Below are 7,710 nucleotides of genomic sequence, written 5' to 3' on the forward strand. Positions count from 1 at the left end.
TCGATGTGACAGGTGTGGACTGTCGGGTTTCCGCAGCCGCCCTCATCGGCGGCGGTCACCGAGCCACGCCGCGGCGGCCTCCGCGGTGGGCACGCTGGGCGCCGCCGGCAGGGCCGGCCGATCGATCATCAGCACCGGCACGCCCTCGGCCCGGGCCGCCACGAGCTTCGCGTCCGGCCCGCCGCTGTCCTTGGTGACCAGCACGTCGATCCGGTGCTCGGCGAGCAGCCGCCGTTCGCCGTCCACGGTGAACGGACCGCGGCCCAGCAGCACCTCCAGCCGCCGGGGCGTGGGCGGGTCCGGCGGCTCCACCGAACGCGCCAGGAACCAGCAGTGGCCGAGGTGCGCGAAGGCCGCGAGCGTCTGCCGTCCGGTGGTCAGGAAGACCCGCCGCGGCTCGGCCGCGAGGACGTCCGCGGCCTCCGCCGCCGACGCGACGCGGCGCCAGTCGTCGTCCGGCGACGCGGTCCAGCCGGGCCTCCGCACGATCAGCAGGGGTACGGCGGCGGCCCGGCTCGCCGCGAACGCGTTCCGCGTCATCCCCGCCGCGAACGGGTGGGTCGCGTCGACCAGCACGTCGATCCCGCGCTCGGCGAGGAACGCGGACAGCCCGTCCACGCCGCCGAAGCCGCCCACCCGTACCTCGCCGGCGGGCAGCCGGGGCGTGCTGGTCCGCCCCGCGAGCGACGTGATCACCTGATGCTCACCGGCGACCAGACCGGCCAGCTCGCGTGCCTCGGTGGTGCCGCCGAGGATCAGGATCCTCATGTCCGGCAGCGGTCCGCCGAGTACAGATGGCTGTCCGGGAACTGGCCGGCGGTCAGGGCCGCGCCGACCACGATCACCGCGGTCCGCCTGATCCCGGCCTCCTCGACCCGGGCCGCGATGTCGGCGAGCGTGCCGCGCACCACCAGCTCGTCCGGCCGGCTGGCCCGCGCCACCACGGCGACCGGGCAGTCCGCGCCGTAGTTGCCGACCAGTTCGGCGACCACCGCGCCGATCCGCTGCACGGCCAGGTGCAGCACCATCGTGGCCCGGCTCGCGCCCAGCGTGGCCAGATCCTCGCCGGGCGGCATCGCGGTGGCCCGCTCCGCGGTCCGGGTCAGGATCACCGTCTGCGCCACCTCCGGCACGGTGAACTCCCGGCCCAGCGTGGCGGCGGCGGCGGCGAACGCCGGGACCCCGGGCGTCACGTCGTAGGGCACGCCGACCGCGTCCAGGCGGCGCATCTGTTCGGCCACCGCGCTGAACACCGACGGGTCGCCGGAGTGCAGCCGGGCCACGTCCTGGCCGTTGGCGTGCGCGGTGACCATCTCGGCGACGATCTCGTCGAGTGTGAGGTTCGCCGTGTCGACCAGGCGGGCGCCGGGCGGGCAGGCGGCGAGCAGCTCGGCGGGGACCAGGCTGCCGGCGTACAGGCAGACCGGGGCCTCGCGCAGCAGCCGGTGGCCGCGCAGCGTGATCAGGTCGGCGGCGCCGGGACCGGCGCCGATGAAATGCACTGTCACCGGGTCACCGTCCAGATCGTCACCGGCATGAAGGACCGCCAGCCGGTGAACCCACCGACCGGCGAACCGCGCTGCACCGTCAGGCGGGTCAGCTCCCCGCCCAGTCTGGCGTACGCCCCGGCCAGCACCGCCTCCGACTCCACGGTCACCGCGTTGGCCACCAGCCGGCCGCCCGGGCGCAGCGCGTCCAGGCAGCGGTCCAGCACGCCGTCGCGGGTCAGGCCGCCGCCGATGAAGACGGTGTCCGGGTCGGGCAGCCCGGTCAGCGCCTCGGGCGCGCGGCCGTGCACGACCCGCAGGCCGGGCACGCCCAGGGCGGCCGCGTTCGCGCTGATCGTGGCGGCCCGGCCGGCGTCCGCCTCGACGGCCACCGCCCGGCAGTCCGGGTGGCTGCGCTGCCACTCGATGCCGATGCTGCCGGAGCCGGCGCCGACGTCCCAGAGCAGCGCGCCCGGGGTGGGCGCCAGGGCGGCCAGGGTCACGGCGCGGACCTCGCGCTTGGTGAGCTGGCCGTCCGACTCGTACGCCGTGTCCGGCAGTCCCGGGACGACCGCGAGCGGCGGGCCGTCCCCGCACTCCACGGCGATCACGTTGAGCGGATCGCCGGCCGGCCCGGCCCAGTCGCCCGCCGCGCCGGTGAGCAGCCGCTCGCCCGGCCCGCCGAGCTGCTCCAGGACGGTGAGCCGGGCTTGCGGGTAGCCGCGGGCGCTCAGGTAGCCGGCGACGGCGGCGGGGGTGTCCGCGCCGGCCGACAGGATCAGCAGGCGGCGGCCCGGGGCGAGCACCCGCCCGACGGCCGCGACCGGGGCGGTGACCAGGCTCACCACGTCGGTGCGGGCCAGGTCCCAGCCGAGGCGGGCGGCGGCCAGCGAGACCGAGGAGGGGTGGGGAAGGACCGTGATCCGGTCCGGCCCGAGGACCCGGGCCAGCGTCGCGCCGATCCCGTGGAACATCGGGTCGCCGCTGGCCAGGACACAGATCCGGCGGCCGCGCCCGGCCTCGAACAGCCCCGGGAGCGCCGGGAGCAGCGGGCTGGGCCAGGGGCGCCGGGTCGCGCGCACCTCGTCCGGGAGCAGGTCCAGCTGTCGTTGCCCGCCGAAGATCAACTCGGCCTCGGTGAGACGGGCCCGGGCCGTACCGGAAAGGTCCGGGAATCCGCCGGCGCCGATGCCGACGACGGTGACCACCGGTGGGTTCTCGGAACGCATCAGGTGAACCTATCCCGTCCCGCGATCCGGAAAATCTCGGTCCGTGGTTGAGCCATCCGCCGGCCGCGTGCGTACGCATCCCTGACGGCTTGCCGAACCGAGACCGGGCCGTCACGTCGGCCGCAGGGGTGGCGGGCGCCGCGAGACGACTGGTGAGCAGGTGAGGACGATGGCCATTCCGGCCTTCCAGGACCAGCGTGAGTTACCGGACGACGACGACGGCTACTTCGCCGGGCTGCGTGCGGATCCGCGCGACGATCGTCCGTCCTGGGACTCGCCGTCGCGTGCCTCCTCGCGCTCCTCGTCCCGTCTCCAGGACGACCGGTCCCCGTCCCGTTCCGGGGATGATCTTCCGTCCTGGGACGCCCCTTCCCAGGCACGGTCCGCGTCTCCCGCGCGGTCCGCCTCCCCTGCGGGCACCGGCTCCTCGTCGCGGCCGTCCTGGAACGGGCCCTCGCACGCGGCGCCCGCTCCGGCGGCGCCCGCCTGGGACTCGCCGGCCCCCACGCCGTCCTGGGACGCGATGCCGGAGTGGCCGGCGCGGGAGCCGGCTCCGCAGGCCCAGCCCGCCGATCCGTACCGGCGCGGCGACATCGCCGTCGAGTCGAACACCTCACCCACCGGCTGGAAGGCCGGCACCGGCGTCCCGATGCCCGAGGACGACCGCCCGCCCGCCGAGGCCACCTCGGGCAACCGGCTCTTCACCGTCCTGCTGTTCTTCTCCGGGCTGGCCACCAGCGTCGCGCTCTGGCTCTTCGACACGCAGGCCGGCGCGGTCCGTGACACCGCCACACTGATGCTGGCCGCCGGCCGGGTCACCGGCCTGATCGGCGGTTACCTGCTCTTCATCCAGCTGCTGATGATGAGCCGGGTGTCCTGGCTGGAGGAGTGGGTCGGCTCCCGCGACCTGCTCCGCTGGCACCGCTGGCTGGGCACGTCGCTGCTGGTCGCGGTCGTCGCGCACATCGTCACCATCGTCTACGGGTACGCCCTGCTCGCCCGGACCGGCGTCGTCGACCAGGCGTGGAGCGTGATCACCACGTTCCCCGAGATGATCAGCGCCACGGTCGCCACCGGGCTGCTGGTCCTGCTCTCGTTCACCTCGATCCGGTGGCTGCGGACCCACCTGCCGTACGAGTTCTGGCACCTCATCCACCTCACCGGTTACCTGGTCCTGCTGCTCGGTTACGGCCACCAGGTGGCTACCGGGGCGGACCTGAGCGGCCGGTTCGCCTCGTACTTCTGGCCCGGCCTGGGCGCGCTGGTGATCGCCGCGCTGATCTGGGGCCGGATCGTCGAGCCGGTCTGGCTGAACGCCCGGCACCGGTTCAGCGTCGCCGAGGTGGTGGCCGAGGGCGCCAACACGTTCTCGATCTACATCGCCGCGAAGCACCTGGACAAGCTGCCCGCGCAGGCCGGTCAGTTCATGCGCTGGCGGTTCCTGAACGCCAACGGCTGGTGGCAGTCGCACCCGTTCTCGCTCTCCGCCGCCCCGAACCGGGAGTGGCTGCGGCTGACCGTGACGGTCGCCGGCGGGCACACCTCCAAGCTGGGGGAGCTCCGGCCGGGCACGCCGGTCTGGGCGGAGGGCCCGTTCGGCACGTTCACCGCCCAGCGCCGCACCCGCCGCCGGGCCCTGCTGATCGCCGGCGGCAGCGGCATCGCGCCGATCCGCGCGCTGCTGGAGGACATGCCCGCGGACACCATCGTGATCTATCGGGCCAGCCGCCCGGACGAGCTGGTCTTCCGCGCCGAGCTGGAGGAGCTGGCCGAGCGGCGGGACGCCTGGGTCCGCTACATCGTCGGCTCCCGCACCGACCCGGGTCCGCGCCGGCTGTTCACCGAGGGCGGCCTGCGCGGGCTGGTCCCGGACGTGAACCGCCGCGACGTCTACCTGTGCGGTCCGCCCGGCCTGGTCAACGCCGCAGTCGGGACGCTCAGGCAACTCGAGGTGCCGGACAGTCAGATCCACCTCGACCCCTTCGAGTTCTGACCCCGCCCTCCACTGGCCGGAACCTTCCGTTCCACCACCCTCGTCCCCGCGAGCCTCCGTCCCCCCCACGACTTTCCGCACCCCACGACCCTTCGTTTCCTACGACCTGGAGTCTCGCCATGCGCCGTAGTACCGCAGCAGCCGTCGGCACCCTCACCGGTGCGGCCCTGATCCTCGGGGTCCGCCTGAGCGTCCAGCCGCCGTCGGCCCCGGCGGAAGCCGCGCCGGCCGCCCAGGAGGTCACCGAGGAGCCGGCTCCCGCCCAGACCTCCGCCGCGGCCAAGAAGCCGGCCGGCTCGTCCCCGGCCAAGTCGTCCCCGGCCAAGTCGTCGTCCCCGGCCAAGCAGAAGGAGACCGACCCGGCCCAGGACGCGGGCGGCCTCAAGACCGGCACCTACCAGGGCAAGGCCGTCCAGAACCCCTACGGCACGGTCCAGGTCACCATCAAGGTCACCGGCGGCAAGGTTGCCAGCGCCAACGCCACCTACCCGAAGACCGGCTTCAGCGGCACGATCAACCCCGCGGCGGTCAGCAAGCTGAACCAGGCCGTCCTGAAGACCCAGAGCGCCAAGGTCGACACCGTCTCCGGCGCGACGTTCACCAGCCAGTCGTACGCCACCTCCCTGCAGGCCGCCCTCGACGCCGCCGGGGCGTAGTTTTCTTCTCGTGCGCCACGTCGAACACGTCATGGGTACGGTCGTCAGCATCGAGCTCGCCGACGACCTGCCCGAGCCCCGGCTGCGCGAGCTCGTCGCCGGCACGTGCGCGTGGCTGCACGAGGTCGACGCCCGGTTCAGCACCTACCGGCCGGACAGCGAGGTGTCCCGGCTGCGGCGCCGGGAGATCCGCCCGGCGGACTGCTCGCCCGACCTGCGCCTGGTCCTGGATCGCTGCGCCGATCTGTGGCGGGAGACCGACGGCTACTTCGACGCGTACGCGACGGGCCCCCTCGACCCCTCCGGCTACGTCAAGGGGTGGTCCGTCGAGGTCGCCTCGGCCCGCCTGGCCGCCGCCGGCTCCACCCGCCACCACATCAACGCCGGCGGCGACATCCGCATGCGCGGCGCCGGCCCGGACGGCGGCCCGTGGCGGGTCGGCGTCCGGCACCCGTGGCAGGCCGACAAGCTCGCCTGGGTGCTCGCCGTCCGGGACGGGGCGGTGGCCACCTCCGGCACCTACGAGCGCGGCGCCCACGTCTGGAACCCGCGCACCGCCGCGCCCGCCACCGGCCTGCGCTCGGTCACCGTCGCCGGCCCCGACCTCGCGGTGGCCGACGCCTACGCCACCGCGGCCCTGGCCATGGGCGAACCGGGCCTGGCCTGGCTGGCCGAGCGCGTCGCCGAGGGCTACGAATCCGCGGCCGTCACCGACGACGGCCGCGCCTTCACCTCCCCGGGTCTCCCCGAAGCCGCCTGAATCCCCGGTCACCTCCCGCTCCCACCGCCCCTCCGAAGCCGCCGCCCAGCTTTCGCAAGCCGCTGCCCCGAAGCGGCTCTCCACCTTTCGCAAGCCGCTCCGCCCGCCTCGCACAACCGCTCTGCCCACCCCTCAGAAGTCGGCGAACAGGTACGGCGTGCGCCGCGGGAACAACGCCCCCAGCCGCTCCATCGCCGCGGCGTCGAGATCACCCAACCCGCGGGTGAACACCTCCACCGGATCCAGCGCCCCGTAGGCCAGCGCGCTGAACCCGGCCACGCTCAGCGTCGCCACCGGACTCCCGCCGGGCCGCACCGTCAGCCGCCCGTCGTCCGCCCCGAGCTGCCACACCCCGCCGACCAGCTCGTCCCCGGCGATCTCCACGGTGATCCCGCCGCTGCCGACCCGGCTGCCGGCCAGCGCGGGCATGTCCAGCACCCGGACCATCGGCGCGTTCGCCCGTGGGTAGTCCACCGTGCCGGTGACCGTGACGGACAGGTCGGCGCCCCACAGCTCGGGTGTCTCGTCCGCCCCGGTCAGCACCTCGATCCGCGCGACCTGGTCGACGTGGCGCGCGAAGAACTGCAGCAGCAGCGCGCGCCCCAGCGGCCCGGTGCTGAACAGGTTCGATCCGAGCAGGTCGCGCCCGTGTCCGTCGATCCGATACCGGATGCCGCCGACCACCTCGTCACCGGAGCGGGCCAGGGCCAGCCAGAGCTCGTCCTCCCGGAACTCGGCGGTCCGGGTCTCGTCGAAGACGGCGAACCCGTGGCGCTCGGCGAGGAGGCGGTGCTGCAACCCCTCGTACGCCGCGTAGCCCTCCCTGAACGGCAGGCGCTGGACCGAGCCGGGAAGGTCTCGCCGCAGCAGCTCGGAGAGCCCCTCCGGGGCGAACCTGGCCTTGCGCGCCCGGGGGATGCCCACATAGCCGAACTTGGCGTAGAAACTGGGGCGGAACGGGTAGAGTGCGCTCACCCCGCAGCCCTGGTCGCGCATCTGCCGCAGCAGCCGGGTCAGCAGCTCGCGCACCAGCCCACGGCGCCGCGCCGACGGATGCGAGGAGACCGCGGCGACACCGGCCATGTCCTGCACGAGGCCGCGCACGTTCTGCCGCATGGGCAGCGCGGCCACCCCGGCCAGCGTCTCGCCGCCCTCCTCGGCGATCAGGGCGGTCGTGGTCGTGTGGAACCGCATCCGCCGGCGATATCTCTCGGTCTCGGTCTCCGGCCACGGCGAGGGCAGGAACGCATAGGCCTGCAGGGGGAACATCGTCGCCGGGCGCTCCTCGGCGGTGATCTGCCGGATTTCCATGGCCCCATCCAACCCGCACCCGGCCGGTTCGCGCGCGCCGAACTTCGCGGCCTGTGGACAACCGCCCATCCGCCCTGGTCACGACACGCCTGGGGACCCCGGTTTGGAGAACTCCCAGGTGACCGGCTATGGTTTTCTCCGTCGCCAGGGAAGCCCGGCGGCAACGCGGACGTAGCGCAGCTGGTAGCGCATCACCTTGCCAAGGTGAGGGTCGCGGGTTCGAATCCCGTCGTCCGCTCGGAGAGGCCTTCACAGGTAACCTTGCGAGGCCTGC

General features: G+C 74.2%; 7 protein-coding genes and 1 tRNA gene. 4 read left to right on the plus strand and 4 right to left on the minus strand.

The genetic code is table 11. The features are described 5' to 3' along the window. Window positions 1-42 precede the first annotated feature (42 nt). From Asi03nite_RS17485 to cbiE, 3 genes are read right to left on the minus strand one after another with little or no spacing between them, the layout of a single operon-like run. Window positions 43-768, minus strand: a complete 726-nt coding sequence (locus Asi03nite_RS17485; protein WP_203680993.1) for a cobalt-precorrin-6A reductase — start codon at window positions 766-768, stop codon at window positions 43-45. After that, the gene (gene cobM, locus Asi03nite_RS17490) at window positions 765-1,508 is read right to left on the minus strand and encodes a precorrin-4 C(11)-methyltransferase (protein ID WP_203680994.1); all 744 of its coding nucleotides are present in this window, start codon (window positions 1,506-1,508) and stop codon (window positions 765-767) included. The genes Asi03nite_RS17485 and cobM overlap by 4 nt, the downstream gene beginning before the upstream one ends. Continuing rightward, window positions 1,505-2,716, minus strand: a complete 1,212-nt coding sequence (cbiE, locus tag Asi03nite_RS17495; protein ID WP_203680995.1) for a precorrin-6y C5,15-methyltransferase (decarboxylating) subunit CbiE — start codon at window positions 2,714-2,716, stop codon at window positions 1,505-1,507. Before cbiE ends, cobM begins: the two co-directional genes overlap by 4 nt. A 169-nt stretch (window positions 2,717-2,885) precedes the next feature. Between cbiE and Asi03nite_RS17500 the strand changes: the two genes are divergently transcribed. The 3 genes from Asi03nite_RS17500 (at window position 2,886) to Asi03nite_RS17510 (ending at window position 6,125) form a co-directional block, all read left to right on the plus strand. Then, window positions 2,886-4,709 (plus strand): ferredoxin reductase family protein, encoded by a 1,824-nt coding sequence (locus Asi03nite_RS17500; RefSeq protein ID WP_203680996.1) that lies wholly within the window; start codon window positions 2,886-2,888, stop codon window positions 4,707-4,709. Between the two features lie 119 nt (window positions 4,710-4,828). Beyond that, window positions 4,829-5,365: an FMN-binding protein gene (locus tag Asi03nite_RS17505; RefSeq protein WP_203680997.1), complete on the plus strand. Its 537-nt coding sequence runs from the start codon at window positions 4,829-4,831 to the stop codon at window positions 5,363-5,365. Between the two features lie 31 nt (window positions 5,366-5,396). After that, entirely contained in the window at window positions 5,397-6,125 is a 729-nt protein-coding gene (locus tag Asi03nite_RS17510; protein WP_203681024.1) for an FAD:protein FMN transferase, read from the plus strand. A 132-nt stretch (window positions 6,126-6,257) separates the two neighbouring features. On the opposite strand, the gene Asi03nite_RS17515 is transcribed toward Asi03nite_RS17510, so the two are convergent. Then, complete coding sequence (locus tag Asi03nite_RS17515; protein ID WP_203680998.1) at window positions 6,258-7,436, minus strand: GNAT family N-acetyltransferase; 1,179 nt, start codon at window positions 7,434-7,436, stop codon at window positions 6,258-6,260. 165 nt (window positions 7,437-7,601) lie between these two features. On the opposite strand from Asi03nite_RS17515, the gene Asi03nite_RS17520 reads away from it, so the two are divergent. Beyond that, window positions 7,602-7,674: transfer RNA gene (locus Asi03nite_RS17520), tRNA-Gly, on the plus strand. Window positions 7,675-7,710: the final 36 nt, after the last annotated feature.

This window comes from Actinoplanes siamensis (assembly GCF_016862395.1).
GTDB lineage: Bacteria > Actinomycetota > Actinomycetes > Mycobacteriales > Micromonosporaceae > Actinoplanes > Actinoplanes siamensis.

Excerpts from the sequence above, each read along its gene's own strand:
- Asi03nite_RS17485 (WP_203680993.1), bottom strand. The coding sequence starts at position 768 with ATGAGGATCCTGATCCTCGGCGGCACCACCGAGGCACGCGAGCTGGCC.
- cbiE (WP_203680995.1), bottom strand. The coding sequence starts at position 2,716 with ATGCGTTCCGAGAACCCACCGGTGGTCACCGTCGTCGGCATCGGCGCC.
- Asi03nite_RS17500 (WP_203680996.1), top strand. The coding sequence starts at position 2,886 with ATGGCCATTCCGGCCTTCCAGGACCAGCGTGAGTTACCGGACGACGAC.
- Asi03nite_RS17505 (WP_203680997.1), top strand. The coding sequence starts at position 4,829 with ATGCGCCGTAGTACCGCAGCAGCCGTCGGCACCCTCACCGGTGCGGCC.
- Asi03nite_RS17510 (WP_203681024.1), top strand. The coding sequence starts at position 5,397 with ATGGGTACGGTCGTCAGCATCGAGCTCGCCGACGACCTGCCCGAGCCC.
- Asi03nite_RS17515 (WP_203680998.1), bottom strand. The coding sequence starts at position 7,436 with ATGGAAATCCGGCAGATCACCGCCGAGGAGCGCCCGGCGACGATGTTC.